The 17808-nt window shown below is 67.6% G+C and carries 18 protein-coding genes; 11 read left to right on the top strand and 7 right to left on the bottom strand.

Annotated features, from left to right (window positions below; all coding sequences use genetic code 11):
* The first annotated feature begins 13 nt into the window (after positions 1 to 13).
* From AC3WLD_RS03375 to AC3WLD_RS03360, 4 genes are all read left to right on the top strand, one after another.
* Positions 14 to 832, top strand: a complete 819-nt coding sequence (locus AC3WLD_RS03375) for a division plane positioning ATPase MipZ (RefSeq protein ID WP_492555511.1) — start codon at positions 14 to 16, stop codon at positions 830 to 832.
* Positions 829 to 1125: a J domain-containing protein gene (locus tag AC3WLD_RS03370; protein ID WP_492555510.1), complete on the top strand. Its 297-nt coding sequence runs from the start codon at positions 829 to 831 to the stop codon at positions 1123 to 1125. The genes AC3WLD_RS03375 and AC3WLD_RS03370 overlap by 4 nt, the downstream gene beginning before the upstream one ends.
* A 48-nt stretch (positions 1126 to 1173) precedes the next feature.
* Positions 1174 to 2577, top strand: coding sequence for a phosphoglucomutase/phosphomannomutase PgmG (gene pgmG, locus AC3WLD_RS03365; protein WP_492555509.1), 1404 nt, complete (start codon positions 1174 to 1176; stop codon positions 2575 to 2577).
* Positions 2578 to 2687: 110 nt separating this feature from the next.
* A complete protein-coding gene (locus tag AC3WLD_RS03360) occupies positions 2688 to 3893 on the top strand; it encodes an adenylate/guanylate cyclase domain-containing protein (RefSeq protein WP_492555508.1) in 1206 nt (401 codons plus the stop codon).
* A gap of 71 nt (positions 3894 to 3964) precedes the next feature.
* Here AC3WLD_RS03360 and AC3WLD_RS03355 read toward each other — a convergent pair whose 3' ends face one another.
* Complete coding sequence (locus AC3WLD_RS03355) at positions 3965 to 4876, bottom strand: BON domain-containing protein (protein ID WP_492555507.1); 912 nt, start codon at positions 4874 to 4876, stop codon at positions 3965 to 3967.
* 190 nt (positions 4877 to 5066) lie between these two features.
* Here AC3WLD_RS03355 and AC3WLD_RS03350 point away from each other — a divergent pair, with 190 nt between their 5' ends.
* Positions 5067 to 7499: a ligase-associated DNA damage response DEXH box helicase gene (locus AC3WLD_RS03350; protein WP_492555506.1), complete on the top strand. Its 2433-nt coding sequence runs from the start codon at positions 5067 to 5069 to the stop codon at positions 7497 to 7499.
* 161 nt (positions 7500 to 7660) lie between these two features.
* On the opposite strand, the gene AC3WLD_RS03345 is transcribed toward AC3WLD_RS03350, so the two are convergent.
* From AC3WLD_RS03345 to AC3WLD_RS03330, 4 genes are all read right to left on the bottom strand, one after another.
* Complete coding sequence (locus AC3WLD_RS03345; RefSeq protein WP_492555505.1) at positions 7661 to 8101, bottom strand: ExbD/TolR family protein; 441 nt, start codon at positions 8099 to 8101, stop codon at positions 7661 to 7663.
* Positions 8102 to 8148: 47 nt separating this feature from the next.
* Positions 8149 to 8679, bottom strand: coding sequence for an ExbD/TolR family protein (locus tag AC3WLD_RS03340; protein WP_492555504.1), 531 nt, complete (start codon positions 8677 to 8679; stop codon positions 8149 to 8151).
* A 120-nt stretch (positions 8680 to 8799) separates the two neighbouring features.
* Entirely contained in the window at positions 8800 to 9561 is a 762-nt protein-coding gene (locus AC3WLD_RS03335; protein WP_492555503.1) for a MotA/TolQ/ExbB proton channel family protein, read from the bottom strand.
* 54 nt (positions 9562 to 9615) lie between these two features.
* The gene (locus tag AC3WLD_RS03330) at positions 9616 to 10281 is read right to left on the bottom strand and encodes an energy transducer TonB (RefSeq protein ID WP_492555502.1); all 666 of its coding nucleotides are present in this window, start codon (positions 10279 to 10281) and stop codon (positions 9616 to 9618) included.
* A gap of 347 nt (positions 10282 to 10628) precedes the next feature.
* Between AC3WLD_RS03330 and AC3WLD_RS03325 the strand changes: the two genes are divergently transcribed.
* The 3 genes from AC3WLD_RS03325 (at position 10629) to AC3WLD_RS03315 (ending at position 13317) form a co-directional block, all read left to right on the top strand.
* Entirely contained in the window at positions 10629 to 11477 is an 849-nt protein-coding gene (locus tag AC3WLD_RS03325; RefSeq protein WP_492555501.1) for a hypothetical protein, read from the top strand.
* Between the two features lie 40 nt (positions 11478 to 11517).
* Positions 11518 to 11919: an acyl-CoA thioesterase gene (locus AC3WLD_RS03320; protein WP_492555500.1), complete on the top strand. Its 402-nt coding sequence runs from the start codon at positions 11518 to 11520 to the stop codon at positions 11917 to 11919.
* 87 nt (positions 11920 to 12006) lie between these two features.
* Positions 12007 to 13317, top strand: coding sequence for a homoserine dehydrogenase (locus AC3WLD_RS03315; RefSeq protein WP_492555499.1), 1311 nt, complete (start codon positions 12007 to 12009; stop codon positions 13315 to 13317).
* Between the two features lie 163 nt (positions 13318 to 13480).
* On the opposite strand, the gene AC3WLD_RS03310 is transcribed toward AC3WLD_RS03315, so the two are convergent.
* Positions 13481 to 13957, bottom strand: a complete 477-nt coding sequence (locus tag AC3WLD_RS03310) for a hypothetical protein (RefSeq protein WP_492555498.1) — start codon at positions 13955 to 13957, stop codon at positions 13481 to 13483.
* A gap of 190 nt (positions 13958 to 14147) precedes the next feature.
* Here AC3WLD_RS03310 and glpX point away from each other — a divergent pair, with 190 nt between their 5' ends.
* The 3 genes from glpX to AC3WLD_RS03295 all read left to right on the top strand — a co-directional run bounded on the left by glpX (position 14148) and on the right by AC3WLD_RS03295 (position 17380).
* Entirely contained in the window at positions 14148 to 15098 is a 951-nt protein-coding gene (glpX, locus tag AC3WLD_RS03305) for a class II fructose-bisphosphatase (RefSeq protein WP_492555646.1), read from the top strand.
* A gap of 19 nt (positions 15099 to 15117) precedes the next feature.
* On the top strand, positions 15118 to 16263 hold the full coding sequence (locus tag AC3WLD_RS03300; RefSeq protein ID WP_492555497.1) for a serine hydrolase domain-containing protein: 1146 nt from the start codon (positions 15118 to 15120) through the stop codon (positions 16261 to 16263).
* Positions 16264 to 16357: 94 nt separating this feature from the next.
* Positions 16358 to 17380 (top strand): TIR domain-containing protein, encoded by a 1023-nt coding sequence (locus tag AC3WLD_RS03295; RefSeq protein WP_492555496.1) that lies wholly within the window; start codon positions 16358 to 16360, stop codon positions 17378 to 17380.
* On the opposite strand, the gene AC3WLD_RS03290 is transcribed toward AC3WLD_RS03295, so the two are convergent.
* Positions 17377 to 17769, bottom strand: a complete 393-nt coding sequence (locus AC3WLD_RS03290; RefSeq protein ID WP_492555495.1) for a UrcA family protein — start codon at positions 17767 to 17769, stop codon at positions 17377 to 17379. The genes AC3WLD_RS03295 and AC3WLD_RS03290 overlap by 4 nt on opposite strands.
* Between the last annotated feature and the right edge of the window lie 39 nt (positions 17770 to 17808).

Here is a 17808-nt window from a genome sequence, read left to right as displayed (position 1 = left end):
GCAGGATTTCGACTTGAGCACCGGTCCACACCGTATTGTCTTCGCCAACGAAAAGGGCGGCACCGGCAAGTCGACCACCGCGGTCCATGTCGCTATCGCGCTGGCCTACCAGGGGGCAAGGGTTGCGGCGATCGACCTCGATTCGCGCCAGCGCACCTTCCACCGCTATCTCGAGAACCGCGCCGAGACGATGCGCCGCCGCGAAATCGCGCTGCCGACCGCCACGCTCGACGTCTACCGCGGCGACAGCGCCGAGGAACTCGACGCAATGTCGGAGAAACTCGGCCAAGGCCACGATTTCCTGGTGTTCGACACCCCCGGCCGCGACGATCCGCTGGCCCGCCACGTCGCCACCCGCGCCGACACGCTGGTCACCCCGCTGAACGACAGTTTCGTCGACTTCGACCTGATCGGGCAGGTCGATGCGGAAACCTTCAAGGTCCGCCGCCTGTCGTTCTATGCCGAACTCATCTGGGAAGCGCGCAAGAAGCGGGCGATGGCGACGATCCGCGAAGAGCGCCGCGAGATGGACTGGGTCGTGGTCCGCAACCGCACCGGCTACACCGAAGCCCGCAACCAGCGCCGCATCGACCAGGCGCTGGGCGAGCTGTCGAAGCGCGTGGGTTTCCGCGTCGCCAGCGGGCTGTCCGAGCGCGTGATCTACCGCGAACTGTTTCCCAGCGGCCTGACCCTGCTCGACAAGGGCCACCTCGGCGAGCTCGGCACCAGCCACCTCGTCGCCAGGCAGGAGCTGCGAGGGCTCGTCATGGGGCTCAACCTGCCGATGCCAGCCAAGGCCGCGGCCAAGCCCGCGCTGGAGCCGGCCGAGTGATCAAGCTCATCTGGATCGCAGTCCTCGCCAGCATCGCCTGCCGGCTGCTGTCGGGAATGTGGCCGTGGGAGCTGCTCGGCCGCGCCGACCGCTCGGCCGAGGAAGCGCGTGCGCGGGCGCTGCTCGGGGTTTCGCCGGGTGCCGGCCGCGAAGAGATCATCGAGGCGCACCGCCGCCTGATCGCGCTCGTCCATCCCGACAAGGGCGGCTCCGACAAGGCGGTCCACGAAGCCAACGCCGCCCGCGACCTGCTGCTGTCGCGGACCTTGCCCCGGAACGACGGGGGCCGCTGACCGTTCGGCCCGGTGACGGGCCATTCCATTCCTAACGAGGGAAATTTCGTGACTCACCAGTTCCACTCGACTGTCCTTCGTGAATACGACATCCGCGGCATCATCGGCGAAACGCTGGGTCCGGACGACGCCCGTGCAATCGGGCGGGGTTTCGGCACGCGGGTCATCCGCGCCGGCGGCAAGAAGGTCGCGATCGGCTACGATGGGCGGGTGTCCTCACCGCTGCTCGAGCATGCGCTGTGCGAAGGCCTGACCTCGACCGGAGTGAATGTCGTCCGGGTCGGCCTCGGACCCACCCCGATGCTCTATTATGCCGAAGCCTCAGCCGAAGACGTTGACGGCGGCATACAGATAACCGGCAGCCACAATCCCGCCAATTACAATGGCTTCAAGATGGTATTGCAGGGCCGCCCGTTCTTCGGCCCAGACATACTCGACCTGGGCCGGATGGCCGAGACCGGCGACTGGGAAAGCGGCGCGGGCACCAGCGAAGTCCGCGAGGTTATGGAAGCCTATGTCGACCGGCTGGTCGAGGGGCTTGCCGGGATCGACCCGGAAAAGTTGTCGAGCCTGCGGATCGGCTGGGATGCCGGCAACGGTGCCGCCGGTCCCGCGCTCGAGCGTCTCGTCGAAAAGCTCCCGGGGGAGCACCACCTGCTGTTCACCGAAGTCGACGGCCATTTCCCGAACCACCATCCCGATCCAACCGAGGAGAAGAACCTCGCAGACCTCAGGAAGCTGGTCGCGGAGAAGAACCTCGATTTCGGGGTGGCATTCGACGGTGACGGCGACCGGATCGGGGCGATCGACGGCGAAGGGCGGATCATCTGGGGCGATCAGCTGCTGATGATCTATGCCGAAGACCTTCTGAGAATGGTCCCGGAATCAACGATTATTGCCGACGTGAAGGCCAGCCGCGCGCTGTTCGAGCGGGTTCGCGAGCTCGGCGGCAAGCCGCTGATGTGGAAGACCGGGCACTCGCTGATCAAATCCAAAATGAAGGAAACTGGCTCCCCGCTTGCTGGCGAGATGAGCGGCCACGTGTTCTTCGCGCACGATTACTACGGCTTCGACGACGCGCTCTACGCCGCGATCCGGCTGATCGCCGCCTCGGCGCGCCTCGGAAAGTCCGTCACGGCTCTCAGGGGCGAGATGCCGCCGATGGTCAACACGCCGGAACTGCGCTTCCAGGTCGACGAGAGCCGCAAGTTCGCGGTGATCGACGAGGTCAAGGCACGGCTGACCGCCGATGGAGCCGACGTCGATTCGACCGACGGGGCCCGCGTCACCACGGCCGACGGCTGGTGGCTGCTGCGCGCATCGAACACCCAGGACGTGCTGGTCGCCCGCGCCGAATCCTCGGACGAGGCGGGGCTTGAACGTCTCATGGCGCAGATCGACGCGCAGCTGGCCGCATCGGGCCTCGAACGCGGACCGCAGGCCGGCCACTGATCCCGCACACTTGCCTTGGAACCCCAACCGGTTAGGTTCGCACCCGACCGGAGGGGGACAGGATCATCCGAACGAGCGGCTCAGCCCTGTTCCAGTGTTTCGCCGACCCGGTGGTCGAGCGAGAGTACCGCCTCGCCGTGCGCGGCGCGCAGGCCAAGTTCACCCGGATGATGGCGATCCTCGCGGCGGGGATCTTCACCTTCTACGCGGTCTTCAACCCGCTGTTCATCGCCGATCACGCGGTGCTCAAGGTCGCCGCGGCGCAGTTCGCGATGGTCCCGCTGATGATCGCGTACTCTTGGTACGTCGGCCGCCCCGGCTATCCCGCCAACGGCTGGATCGATGCGGCGCTGTTCGTCGGGATCCAGCCGCTGACCTACATCTGGGCAGACACCTTCGCCGCCACCGGTGCTGCGGGCTGGCCGTTCTTTTCCGAGTTCTGCTTCGACCTGCAGATGGAGCTGGCCTTCGCCTGCCTCGCCATGGCGGCATCGGTGCGTCAGTACGCGCTGCTCTCGGTCGCGGCGGTGGCGTGGTATCTCGCGGTGCTGATCGTGCGCGGCTATCCGCCGAGCGTCGCGTTCTACTCGCTGGCGTTCTTTTCGTCGTTCGCGATGGTCCTGTTCTACATCAACTGGGCGATCGACGACAAAACCCGCCAGCTTTTCGCCGAGCGGCAGAAGAGCGAGGCACTGCTCAACAACGTCTTGCCCGAGGTCGTGGCGCGGCGCCTGCGCGGCGGTCAGTCGACCATTGCCGACGAGCACAAGGACGTCACCGTGGTGTTTGCCGACGTCTGCGGCTTCACCGCGATCTCCGCCGGTAACGACCCCAAACGCGTCATCGCGCTGCTCAACGCCTTCTTCGCCGCGGCGGACGAGGCGGTCGACCGTCACGGGCTCGACAAGGTCAAGACCATCGGCGACGCCTATATGGCCGTGTCGGGCGCGCTGTCGCGTCCGGCGGAGACGGTCGGCGCGGCGGTCGACTATGCGGTCGAACTGCACCGCGAGGCGCGGGCTATCGGCGAGGCTTTCGGGCTCGATTTCCGCCTGCACATCGGCATCGCCACCGGCAGCGTGATCGGCGGAGTGATCTCGGCCAAGCGGATGAGCTACGACTACTGGGGCGAGACGATCAACCTCGCGGCGCGCCTGCAGGATGTGGCCGAACCCGCGGGGATCGCGGTCTGCGCAGCCACCCGGGCCGCGCTGGGGTCCGCCGTCGCGTTCCGCGCGCCCAGGCGCGTGCCGGTGAAGGGCATCGGCGAGATCGAGGCGCACGACATCGACATGGCGGCGCTCGCACGCGGCTGACACAAAAAACCCGGACGCCGCCTTCCCGGTTGGTGAGACGGCGCCCGGTAAGAAACCGCACCTGCTCAGGATCAGGCGTCGGTGGAACGGGTCGTGCTGGCCCAGCCGCTGGCGCCGTTAGCGCTCGACGTGGCTGCGGCGCTGTCGGACGCCTGCACGCGAAGGTTGTTCTGGACGTGGCTCACGCCCGAAATCGCCTCAACACAGTCCTCGGCGCGGCGCTTGGCGTCGCGGTTGGGAACGGTCCCGCTCAGCGTCAACTCGCCGCCTTCGACCGACACGGTGACATTGCGCGCATCGACGCGGGGATCGTCGGTCAGCCTGTCGTTGGCGTCCTCGCGGATGCGCTCGTCGCTGCGGGTGTAGTCGGCCGGGCCGTGGCCGCGGTGGTCGGCCTCGCGGCGGCGAGCGGCGTCCTCATCGCCGAACCAGCTCATCACCTCGTCGCTGGCACGATCGAGGAAGCCGCGCTGCTGGCTGTCGCCATAGCCCGACGACCCGCCATACGATTCGCGCTGCCACGACTGGAGGCTCTGCCCGCGCCCGGTGTCGCGGCCGTATTCGGCGCGCGTGCCCTGGTTACCGGTCAGGCCCGAGGCATTGTACTGCGAGGCATAGCGGCCACTGCCGGGGCTGCGCGGTCCGTTGTGGTCCCAGGCGTAAGCGCCCGAGCCGTAATCGCCCGAGCCGAAGTAGTCACCGGTCTGGCCGGAAGCGCCTGAACCATAGTTCGAGTAGCCGGTCCTGACATAGCGCTGGCCGGACGCCTGGTATTCGCTACGCTCGTCATATCGCGGATCACGCCACTCGTTGGTCATCTCGCCCGGGTAGTCCCGGCTGCCCGAATTGCGCGAGCCGCGGTCCGAGCGGTAATAGCTGTCGTCGTCGCGGTCGTGGCGCGAGGCCGAGCGCGTCTCGTCATATTCACCCTGTCGGCGGCCATCGGCGTTGCGGTCGCTGTCCCAGCGGTTGCGGTCGTTCATCTGTTGGTCCTCTCTGGATTGATCGGGCAGGTGAGCCGAAGCGCACCTGCCCATCGTTAAGACAACGGACTGAGGTGAAGGTTCGTTGCCGGCCTCGTCGCATCATCGCCTCGGCTTGGCGCAAGTATCTGTCTTAATATGGTTTTTACTGGCGCATTGCAGCGTCGGCGCAAGCGCCTAGATTGGTGGGGTGAGCGCGCCTGCCCTTCCTTCAGACATCGCTGCGTGGTTCGCCGCGCGCGGCTGGCGGGTGCGTCGGCACCAGACGGAGATGCTGGCGGCAGACGCCCTCGGCCAGCACGCGCTGCTGGTGGCGGACACCGGTGCGGGCAAGACCCTGGGCGGGTTCCTGCCGACGCTGGCGGCCTTCGCCGACCCGGGCGCGCTTCCCCCCGACGGGCTGCACACGCTCTACGTCTCCCCGCTCAAGGCGCTGGCCCACGATGTCCAGCGCAACCTGCTCACACCCGTCGAGGAGATCGGCCTGCCGATCCGGGTCGAGACCCGCAGCGGCGACACGCCGTCGGACCGCAAGGCGCGGCAACGGGCGCGGCCGCCGCACGTGCTGCTGACCACGCCCGAATCGCTCTCGCTGCTGCTCAGCTACCCGGAAGCGGAGACCATGTTCGCCGGCCTGCAGCGGGTGGTGATCGACGAGATCCACGCCTTCGCCACCGGCAAGCGCGGCGACCTGCTCGCACTCTCGCTGGCGAGGTTGCAGGCCATCGCACCGGGACTGCGGCGGGTCGGCCTGTCGGCGACGGTCGCCGATCCCGACGCCTTTCGCGGCTGGCTGGCACCGTGGGGCGATCTCGATTCGGTGGCGCTGGTCGAGGGCGAGCCGGGCGCACCGGCGGTGGTAGACATCCTCGTGCCCGAAGATGCCCGCGTGCCGTGGGGCGGACATGCCGCCGCGTGGGCGGTGCCGCAGCTGTACGAGGAGATTCGCCGCAACAAGACCACGCTGATCTTCACCAACACCCGCTTCCTCGCGGAATACATCTTCCAGCTGCTGTGGGACGTGAACGAGGACAAGCTGCCCATCGGCATCCACCACGGCTCGCTGTCGAAGGAGGCCCGGCGCAAGGTCGAGGGCGCGATGGCGCGGGGCGAACTGCGCGCGCTGGTCGCCACCGCCAGCCTCGACCTCGGCGTCGACTGGGGGGACATCGATCTCGTCGTCCAGATGGGCGCGCCCAAGGGGTCGTCGCGGCTGCTCCAGCGGATCGGGCGGGCCAATCACCGACTCGATCAGCCGAGCCGCGCCCTGCTGGTGCCGGGCAACCGCTTCGAGTTCCTTGAGGCGACGGCGGCCAAGGAGGCGGTCGACGAGGGCCAGCGCGACGGCGAGGACTTTCGCCCCGGCGGGCTCGACGTGCTGGCGCAGCACGTCATGGGCCGGGCCTGCGCGGGCCCATTCGAAGAGGCCGCGCTGCTGGCCGAGGTGCGCTCCTCCGCCGCCTATGCGTGGGTCGATGACGCGGTGTGGCAGCGCGTCCTCAATTTCGTCGCGACCGGCGGTTATGCGCTCAAGGCCTACGATCGCTTCCGGCGGATCGTGCGCGGGGTGGACGGCGTGTGGCGGCTCACCCATCCCGAGCACGCGGCGCGCTACCGGCTCAACGCCGGGATCATCGTCGATTCCGAAATGCTCGAGGTGCGCTTCCGCAACGGGCGCGCGCTGGGCAAGGTCGAAGAGCAGTTCGGGGCGTCGCTGCGCCCCGGCGACACCTTCCGCTTCGCCGGGATGGATCTCGAGGTCGAGAGCCTCAAGGACATGGAGATTCTCGTCCGGGCGGCCAAGAGCGCGGGGCAGATTCCGAGCTACATGGGCGCGCGGATGCCGCTGACGACACATCTTGCCGAACGAGTGCGCGAGATGCTGGTCGACCGCGCCGCCTGGCCGCGCCTGCCCGACGACGTGCGCGAATGGCTCGAGATGCAGGACTGGCGCAGCCGCCTCCCCGGTCCCGGCGAGCTGCTGGTGGAAAGCTTCCCGCACCAGGGCAAGCACTACACCGTGTTCTACCCGTTCGAGGGGTGGAACGCGCACCAGTCAATCGGGATGCTCGTGACCCGGCGGATGGAAGAGCGGGGGCTGCAACCGCTGGGCTTCGTCGCCAACGACTACAGCCTCGCGGTGTGGGGCCTTAAGCCGGTGGTGGACCCGGCGGCGCTGCTATCGCCCGACATCCTTGCCCACGAGTTCGTCGAATGGGTGCAGGACAGCTACCTGCTGCGCCGCGCCTTCCGCGAGGTGGCGGTGATCAGCGGGCTGGTCGAGCGACAGCATCCGGGCAAGCGCAAGAGTGGACGACAGGTCACCTTCTCGACCGACCTGATCTATGACGTCCTGCGCAAATACGAGCCAGACCATGTGCTGCTCGAGGCGGCCTGGGCCGATGCGCGGACCCGGCTGACCGACCTGGGCCGGGTCGGCGACCTGCTCGATCGGGCGGCCGGGCAGCTGGTGCATGTCGAGCTCGACCGGGTCAGCCCACTGGCGGTGCCGGTCATGGTGATGATCGGGCGCGAGACGCTCCCGGCGGGCGCGGCCGATGACGAGCTATTGGTCGAGGCGGAGAGCCTGGCCGCGGCGGCGATGCGACCGACGACTGAGTGAGGTTGGCTGCAGGCCCACCCCAGCCCCTCCCGCATGCGGAAGGGGAGTCGGATGCTGCACGCTCGTCCTCAACGCCGGCAGGACTGGGCTTGGCGCGAACACAAAAAAGGGGCGGGTTGCCCCGCCCCTCTCATGTCTGGTTCGCGCCTTGGCGACCCGGCTTACTGGCCGGCCTTGCCGAAGGTGCGGTACGCCTCGTTGCCGACGAAGCCGAAGCTGCTCACCTTGGTCAGGGTGATGATCCGCATCAGGCGGTTCGCCTTCTCGTAGCTGGCATACTCTTCCGGCTGGAACTGCAGCACCGGCTGCGGGTTCATCGCCTTCGTCGCGTTCAGCAGCGAAACGAGGTCGCCCTCGGTGATCGGAGAACCGTTCCACGTGACCTGGTTCTGCGCCGACAGGAACAAGGTGTTCTTGATCGGATCGATCTTGACCTTGTCGTCGGGGGGGGTCGCCTGGGGGAGGTCGATGGAAACCGAGTGGGTCGCCACCGGGATGGTGATGATGAACATGATGAGGAGAACGAGCATGACGTCGATCAACGGCGTCGTGTTCATTTCCATCATCGGCGCGCCGTCGTCCTTGCCGCCGCTCATTGCCATGACTGGTACTCCTGTTCGCTCTCTGGCCCGGGATAAGGGCTGACGGATCAGCCGTTGGGATCGACCGGGGTGGAGATGAAGCCGACCTTGGGATAACCCGCGGCCTGCACGTTATAGATCACGCCGCCGACGCAGCGCCACGGCACGTTGACGTCCGCGCGGATCTGCACTTCGGGAATCTTGTCGGGTTCGATCTTGTCGACGCCGCCTTCGCGCTTGATGATCGCCTCGAGCCGCTTGAACGCCTGTTCGTAAAGCTCGTTGTTGTCGACCGGCGAGACGTTGTTGAAATAGACCCGGCACAGGCCGCCGCGGGTCGAACCCTCGTAACCGGCCTCCTTGGGGCTGCGTCCGGCAGCGTCGGTCGTGACGACCGAGAGCAGCAGGTTTTCAACCTTGTCCTGCGATTCCGTGCTGGGCAGGACGGGGACCTTGAGCTTCTCGACGGTCTGGATCGCAACCGGGACCGCGATGAGGAAGATGATCAGCAGCACCAGCATCACGTCCACGAGCGGCGTGGTGTTGATGTCCGACATCGGGCGTTCTTCTCCGCCAGCGCCGCCTACAGACATTGCCATGGGTTACATCCTATCCGAAACTTCTGGGCGGGAGGGGCGGACCGCCGCCAGGCGATCCGCCGGATTACCCGCACTGCAACCGGGACGGGCCAGACGCGGCCGCGCCCCCGGATTGCGGTCTTACTTCTTGACAGCCGGAGCCGGAGCGGCCGGAGCAGCCTTGGCCGGAGCCGACGGAAGGGCCGGCTTCACAGCGCCCTTCGAGTTGATGTTCGCCAGGACGTCGGTCGAGAAGCCATTGAGCAGCTCGGCGATGCGCTTGTTACGGGCCTGGAGCCAGTTGTAGGCGAGCACCGCGGGAACCGCGACGAGCAGGCCGAGCGCGGTCATGATCAGCGCTTCACCGACCGGACCCGCGACCTTGTCGATCGAGGCCGAACCGGCGAGGCCGATGTTGATCAGCGCGCGGTAGATACCGACGACGGTCCCGAACAGACCGATGAACGGCGCGGTCGCACCGACAGTCGCGAGGAACGGCAGGCCGCCCGCGAGCTTGGCGTTGATCGAGGCTTCCGAACGGGCCAGCGAACCATGCAGCCAGTCGTGGGCCTCAAGGGCGTCGGTCATGCGGCCGTGCTGGTCCTCGGCGGCGAGGCCGTCGTCGACCACCTGGCGCCAGGCCGAGTTCTTGTCGAGCTTCGCAGCGCCTTCGCGGAGCGAGGGAGCGCGCCAGAAGTTCGCCAGGTTCTTGTACTGGCCCAGAATCTTGTTCTGCTCGAAGAACTTCGTGAACAGGATGTAGAACGAGCCGAACGACATGATGCCGAGGATCACGACGGTGGCGTAGGCAATGAAACCGCCCTGCTCGAGGGCTTCGGCAAAACCGAACTTGTTCTGGGGGGCAGCGTTGGCGGCGGCCTCCTGAAGGATCTGGATAATCATGCGGGTCTTCCTCTCAAATTCGAAAAATACGTGAACGACTGGCGATGAGCCGGATCAATCCTTCGGAATGACCCAGCGCACCGAACTCGAATAGACACCGGTGGTCGGCTGGCCGTTTCCGTCCATGGCCGGATTGAACCGGGCACGACGACGGATGTTCGAACAGGTCGCGTCGTCGAGGTCGGGGCTTCCACTCGACCGGGTGATCGAGCAGTCGATGACCTTGCCGTCGGTGCCCACGGTGACGCGGAACCCGGTGGTGCCTTCGCGTTCCTCACGCAGTGCGCGCGAGGGATAGTCGTTCGTCGTCGCCCAGTTGCCGGGATTGCCCTTCGGGCTCGCGCCCTTCGGCGGGAACTTGGGCGGCGGCGGCGGCGGCGGGTTCTGCGGCGGCGGCGGCGGTGGCGGCGGCGGCGGCGGATTGCCCGGCGGCGGCGGCGGCTGAACGTTGTCGTTCGGCGGCGTCAGATTCTTGATCGGCGGCGGCGGCAGATCGATCGGCGGCGGCGGCAGCGGCTTTTCGGGCGGCGGCGGCGGCGGCTCCTCTTCCGGCGGCTTCTCTTCCTCGATGTTAACTGCCGCCGTGACTTCCTTCACCTTCTTGAACGCAGAATACGCAAGGCCCGTGACCAGCGCATAGCCGACAAGCACGTGAAGGATAGCAACGATGATCAGGGCGGTCAGCTTGTTACCGCTCATCTGTTGGTCAGCGTATGCCATTCAGCTCCATAACTCCTGTCACCCGTCGCATCCGAAGTCGCAACGGAACCACCCGGCCAGGACATTATGCTCCCGCCGAGAGGCCACTCATCGAATTTTTCCACCCTGCCGGGCAACCCGGACCGCCGACTTCGGCCATCCTATCACGACCGGCAGCGGCTGCTATCGGGCTTTTTTGTTAGTCTTGCCCAACCGCGGCGACACTTAACGCCGAAGCCAAAGCCGCGCAAATGCTTTATCGGTTCAGTAACGATTCACCGCCGGGAGACCCCAGTGGCGGCGACAATCTACACACGCGCGCAGCTTTCGCGCCGATGAACGAGAGAGTGAAGGCGATGTTCCGGACCATGTCCCTCAACCCTGCCGCCGCCGTGCTGGCGGTGCTTGCAATGGCCGTACCCATCAGTACTGCTCATGCGGAGGAAACCCGCATTTCCGGCGGGTTGCCGGCCGCACGGCCAGCGTATGCCGATCTGGCCGATCTGGCCGATCACGCCGGGATCGTGGCGATTGCCCAGGTCCGCAAAATATCGCGTCTGAAGCCCGAGCAGGCACCCAATGTCCGCCCCGGCTGGGCACGGGTCTATGTCGAGGCAAAGACCACTTCGTTGCTCTTCGGAGGCGGTCTCGGCGAATCGCTGAAGTATCTTGCCGACGTCAAACTCGACGCAAAGGGCGGTTTGCCCAAGCTGAAGAAGGCGAATGTGGTGCTGTTCGCGAATCCGGTGACGGGCCGCCCGGGCGAGCTCCGCCTGGTCGCCCCTGACGCCCAGGTCGCGGCCGATCCCGCGACGCTCGCGCAAGTCCGCACCCTCCTCGGCGAGCTCTATGGCGCGAATGCCGCCCCGCGGGTGACCGGCGTGCGCGAGGCGATGCACGTCCCCGGCAACCTCGCGGGCGAAGGCGAGACCCAGGTCTTCATGGCGACCGACCGGGGTGAACCGGTCTCGCTGACCATCGTCCGCCGACCGGGCATGGCCCCGGTCTGGGGCGTCAGCCTGTCGGAAATCGTCGACCAGGCGGCGAAGCCCCCCGCGCGCGATACGCTGACCTGGTATCGCCTCGCCTGCTTCCTGCCGGCCGAACTGCCGCGCGAGGCCATTCTCTCCGGCAGCGCCGAGGACCGCCGGATCGCCGCGGAGGACTACCGGATGGTCATGCGCGACCTCGGCGCGTGTGGGCGCACCCGCGGCTGACGCTTGATCGACAGGCCCGGCCGCGGCTAGGGCGCGGGGCATGAGCCAGGTTTACACGCACCGCTTCCGCGTCCGCTATGCCGAGATCGACGCCCAGGCGGTCGTGTTCAACTCCCGCTACCTCGAGTACGCCGACGTCGTTCTGACCGAGTACTGGCGCGACATCGGACTGCACTTTTCCGGCGACGGGGCGATGGAATTCCACGTCGCCACCGCGACCGTGAACTACCGCGCCCCGATCCGCGCCGACGAGCTGGTCGAGGGACGGATCTGGACCGAGAAGGTCGGCAATACCTCGGTCACGACGAAGCTCGAACTGCACGGGACCGGCGGCGGCGACGACCTGCGCGCCGAGGTCAGCATGGTCCACGTGCATGTCGATCTCGAAAGCGGAAAGCCGATCCCGATCTCCGAGGGCGCGCGCCGGGCGCTGAACGCCTGAGGCATTGCAGGCTGGCCTTTTTCGGCCGGCTCCCTTAGGCGCGCTCGCAATCGGACGCTGACAAACGGACAGGGAATACCGGGAATCATGAGCGAACCTCTGCGCATCGCACTGGCCGGCCTCGGCACCGTTGGCGGCGGGGTGATCCGCCTGATCGAGACGAACGCCGAGCTCATCGCCCGCCGTGCGGGACGGCGGATCGAGATCGTCGCCGTCTCTGCCCGCGACCGGACCAAGGACCGCGGTGTCGACATGACCCGCTACGCCTGGGAAGACGACATGGCGGCGATGGCCCACCGCGATGACGTCGACGTGGTGGTCGAACTGGTCGGCGGCTCCGACGGCCCCGCGCTGGCGCTGGCCCGCAGTACCCTCGCGTCGGGCAAGGACCTCGTCACCGCCAACAAGGCGATGATCGCGCATCACGGCCTGGAACTGGCTGCGCTGGCCGAGAAGGCCGACGCTGCGCTGAAATTCGAGGCGGCGGTCGCGGGCGGTATCCCGGTGATCAAGGGCCTGAAGGAAGGTGCCGCCGCCAATGCGATCGAGCGGGTCTATGGAATCCTGAACGGCACCTGCAACTACATCCTCTCGACCATGGAGGACACTGGCCGCGACTTTGCCGACGTGCTCGCCGAGGCGCAGGCCAAGGGCTATGCCGAAGCCGATCCGACCTTCGACATCGACGGGATCGACGCCGCGCACAAGCTGGCGATCCTTTCCAGCGTCGCGTTCGGAACGGTGGTCGATTTCAAGCCGGTTCTGGCGACCGGCATCCGCCGGGTACTCGCCGCAGACATCGCCCAGGCCGACGCGCTTGGCTATTACATACGCCTGATCGGCATGGCCGAGACAGAGGTCGACGCCGCCGGCAACCGCCGCCTGTTCCAGCGCGTCCATCCCCATCTCGTGCACCGCGACCATCCGCTCGCCCACGTCGATGGCGCGACCAACGCGGTCGTCGCCGAAGGGAATTTCGTCGGGCGGCTGCTGTTCCAGGGCGCAGGCGCCGGCGACGGGCCGACCGCGAGCGCGGTGGTGGCCGACCTCATCGACATAGCCCGCGGCGACATCGGCGCGCCCTTCTCAATTCCTGTGGCCGAGCTCGACGAGGCCGCCCCCGCCGAGACCGGGCATCGCACCGGCAAGGCCTATATCCGCTTCGTCGTCGCCGACCGGCCGGGCGTCTTGGCCGAGATCACCGCGGCGATGCGCGATGCGGGAGTATCGATCGAGAGCCTGATCCAGAAGGGTCGGGCCGAGGCCGACGGCCCGGTGCTGGTGGCGATGGTCACCCACGAGGGCCCGGAACGTTGCATCGACGAGGCGCTGCGCCTGCTCGATGGGAGCGAGAGCCTCGCCGAGCCGCCGCTGGTGATGCACCTGCTGGGGGAGTAAAAGGGAAACGCGGGTTTCCCGTGGCCCGTCATGCTGAACTTGTTTCAGCTTCCCGTCGATCCCCGCCCCGTAGCTTGGCTGCAGATTGCCGAGGATGCCGATCGGAGACCCTGAAACGAGTTCAGGGTGACGAGGGGATGAGGGGGGCCAGGTCGTTCGCCACTCAGAATTCGTCCTTGCCGGTCAGTTCCAGCTCCATGTTGTCCGCGCGCTCGGCGCAGATGTCCATGGCGACCTTAAGCATGGCCGGGGGCTGCGGCTCCGGCACTTCGACCGCATAGAAGAGCACCCCGCCGCGAATCTCCCAGCCGCCGTAACCGGACGAGCCAGACTCCTCGAGCAGCCGCTTGAGCGCCGTCTCGTCCAGCGCGGTCTGCGAAAGGACCGCGGCCGGGGCAAAGACCTTGCGGACGTTGAGCCCGCGAACATCCAGCGTCGCCCCGGCGATATAGATCAGCTGCGTCCGCCCTTCGTCCGCGTAGTCGTAGACGACCCGGTAATCACCGTCCTCGTCGGTGTTGATCTTCATCTTGAGCGCCGTCAGGCGGTTTTCGACAGTGGCGTCCTTTGCGAATGCCGGCGCATGAGCGGCCAGCGCTGCCGCCAGCAGGACGGCACAGGACAAGACTGGACGGCGCATCGACGTTCTCCCCATGAGCGACCGGCAAAGGCTATGCCGCCCGCCCATTTCAGGCAAGGTGTCCATTCGGGACCGATCCCGCCGCCTCGCATCTCGACAAACGCCCCGCGCCAAGGCTAGGGCGGCGCGGATACCTATTCACCAGCCATTTCGCACTGGAGTTATCGTGACCAAGACCGCCGCCAGCCAGATGCTCGACCGGGTCCTCGTGCTCGAAATGGTCCGCGTGACCGAAGCCGCCGCGATCAGCGCCAGCAAGCTGGTCGGCCGGGGTGACGAAAAGGCTGCCGACGCCGCCGCGGTCGAAGCGATGCGCAAGGCCTTCGACGAACTCGAAATCGACGGCACTGTGGTGATCGGCGAGGGCGAGCGCGACGAGGCGCCGATGCTCTACATCGGCGAGAAGGTCGGCGGGGCGCAAGGGACGGGCCCGAAGATCGACATCGCGCTCGACCCGCTCGAGGGCACCACGATCACCGCCAAGGCCGGCCCGAACGCGCTCGCCGTTCTGGCCTGCGCCGAAGAAGGCAACCTGCTCAATGCGCCCGACGTCTACATGGACAAGCTGGCGGTCGGGCCGGGCTATCCCGAAGGCATCATCGACCTCGCCAAATCGCCGACCGAGAACGTCAAGGCGGTCGCCGCGGCCAAGGGCGTAGAGCCGAACGAGATCATCGTGTGCGTGCTCGATCGGCCGCGTCATGCCGAGCTGATTGCCGAGCTGCGCAGCCTCGGCTGCGGGGTGGTGCTGATCGGCGACGGCGACGTGGCGGGGGTCATCGCGGTGACCAATCCGGACACCACCATCGACCTATACATGGGCTCGGGCGGCGCGCCGGAAGGCGTCCTCGCCGCAGCAGCCCTGCGCTGCGTCGGCGGGCAGTTCAACGGCCGCCTGCTGTTCCGCAACGACGACGAGCGTTCGCGCGCTCGCAAGTGGGGGATCGAGGACCTCAACAAGATCTACAAGCTGGAAGAGCTCGCCAAGGGCGACTGCATCTTCGCCGCCACCGGCGTGACCGACGGCTCGCTGCTCAAGGGCGTCAAGCGCCTGCGCGGCGGGGTGATGACGACCGACAGCGTGGTGATGCGCGCCAGCTCGGGCACCGTTCGCTGGATCAAGGGCGAACACCGCAAGTAAGAACAACCAAGGAGAGGATATGGCCGACGACAGGGAACTGGAGGCGGCCATCGCCTCCGGCAAGGTGCCCGGCGCGGTGACGCTGGTCACCGATAGCGAGAACACGCTCTACAGCCGCGCATTCGGCCACTCCGATGCGGTGGCGGGCACGCCGATGCGCGAGGACACGGTCTTTCAGATCGCCTCGATGACCAAGGCGATCACCACCACCGCCGCGCTGCAACTGGTCGAACAGGGCAGGCTCTCGCTCGACGCGCCGATTGGCGACGTCCTCCCCGAACTGGCCGAGCCTCGCGTGTTCGCCGGCTGGGGCGAGGATGGGGCGATCCAGACCCGTCCCGCAGCACGGCCGATCACGCTGCGCCACCTGCTGACCCATACCTCGGGCCTCGGCTACAGCTTCATGAACGCCGATCTGCTCCGCCATGCCGCGGCGAGCGGGCATGCCCCGAACTCGCGCGCGAGCTTTAACCTGCCGCTGCTGTTCGATCCTGGCGAGCGCTGGGAATACGGCGTCGGCACCGACTGGACCGGCCTTGCGGTCGAGGCTGTGTCGGGCCAGCGGCTCGGCGACTACCTCGCCGAGCACGTCACCGGCCCGCTGGGCATGCGCGCCACGCGCTTCCGCCCCGCCGCCGAGATGCCCGAGGACGCCGCGAAGATTCATGCGCGCCTCCCGGATGGCGGGTTCGCGCACGTGCCGATGGTGCTGGGCGAGGGCGAAGTCCAGAGCGGCGGCGGCGGGCTGTCCTCTACCGCGCATGACTACGCCCGGTTCCTGCGCATGATCCTGCGCGGCGGCGAGCTCGAGGGGGCGCGCATCCTGACGCCTGAAACCGTGGCGATGATGGGCCGCAACGACATGCCTCCGCAGATCCGCGCCGGCCTGATGACCACCGCCTTCCCCGACATGGCGCCCGAATACGATGCCCTGCCCGACCAGCACACCGGCTGGACCGTCGGCGGCTTCCTTTGGAACCCGGAGCCCGGTCCTGCGGGACGCTCGCCGGGCAGCCTGCACTGGGCGGGAATCTTCAACTGCTACTACTGGATCGATCCGACCCGCGACCGGGCCGGGCTGATCATGGCGCAGGTCTCCCCGTTCGCCGATTCCGGCGTGCTGGGCGCGTTCGCCGCGCTGGAGCGGATGGGCACGGCAATGTGACGACGATCATCGCCGCTGCCGCGTCGATCCTGCATGGGTTGCGCGGCGGCGGCGATGGATTAGTCTGGTCGCGGGCTGTTCGGGGGACCTGCTCATGGCCAAGCGACCGCGGCTGTTCGTCAGCCACCATTCCAGCAAGGCGGAGGTCGCACTCCACGTCGAGAAGGCGCTTGGGGTCCACGGCGTGGACTGCTGGATCGCCCCGCGCGACGTCGAGCCGGGCGAGGCCTTCGACGACGCCATCATGCGCGCGATCGGCGGGTGCGACGCGGTCCTCCTGCTGTTCTGCCAGCAGAGCGACCGCAGCCCCCACGTCAAGCGCGAGCTGATCCTCGCCGACAGCCGCCACAAGGCGATCATCCCGCTGCGGCTCGAGCAGATCGTGCCCGACAAGCTCGCCTACCATCTCGCCAACTCGCAGTGGATCGACTGGCTGGAGCAACGCGACAACGCGCTGCGCCGGATTGCCGACAAGGCGCGGCAGCTCGCGGGTCCCGTTCCGGCGCGGGACGAACCTGCACCGGCTCCTGTGCCGCAGCCCCCTCCCCGACAAGCGCAGCCAGCACCGCCGCGCCAGCAATTTGTTCAGCCGCCTCCACCCGGCAAGACCAACATGGGCCTCGCCATCGGCGTCGGCGCGGCCGTGCTGGGGGCTCTGCTGCTTCTGGTGATGGCGGTCGCCTGGTCCGGCACGAGCACGCTCGAACCCGGACCGGTGCCGGAGCCGACGGCGTCGGCGACGCCGGACGGACTGGCGGGCAATGATCCCGTTCTGGTGCCCGGGCCCGCTCCTGCGCCGGCCCGCAGCTTCAGCCCGAGCTTCGACTGTGCTGCCGCATCAGCGTCCGCCGAGCTGCTGATCTGCAGCGACGCCAACCTCGCCGACATGGACGTCCGGCTGGACCGCGCCTACCGCGACCTGCTGGCGCAGAGCGGGTCTTATCGTTCGGCGATCGAAAGCGACCAGGCCGAGTGGATGTCCGGCACCCGCAACCAGTGCGGGGACACCCTCTGCCTCGCCTCGGCCATGCAGGAGCGCCTGGCGGTGATCGCCCAGGCCCAGCAGCTGATCGCCAGCGGGGCGATGGACCAGATCGTCCAGGAGATGGGGAACTAAAGCGCAGCGAGCGACGGTGCGAGCTTGCCCGAGGCGACCTCGGCGCGGACCCTCTCGAGCCGCTGCGCCATCTCTTGCGAGAGGTCGGCGCGGCACGCGCGCTCGTCCGTCGCCGCAACGCCCGGCATTTCGGCATCGTCCGCCAGCGCGCTGCACAGGTCGGCGGTGGCATGGCCGATCCGGGCCTGCGCCGAGGCATAACCCGCGGCGCTGGTGAGGTCGAGATCGCCGAGGCGGATGCGGGCGGCGTACTGGCCCGAGGCATCGACCTGCTCGATCGCGAGCCAGCCGTGCCTGGCCTGCTCAGGTGCAACGGCGGTGATCGGGCCGGCAACGGCGCTGGCGGCGAACGCGAGTGCGACCGGAAGGGCAAGAGCAAAAGCGCGCATGGTTCAATCCTTTTCCCCGTGACGCCGTCCGTCTCCGCC

It is taken from the genome of Novosphingobium sp. FW305-C-111, from assembly GCF_058783565.1.
The sequence above is the reverse complement of the archived record's forward strand: the minus strand, read 5'-3'. Positions and strand labels throughout refer to the sequence as shown.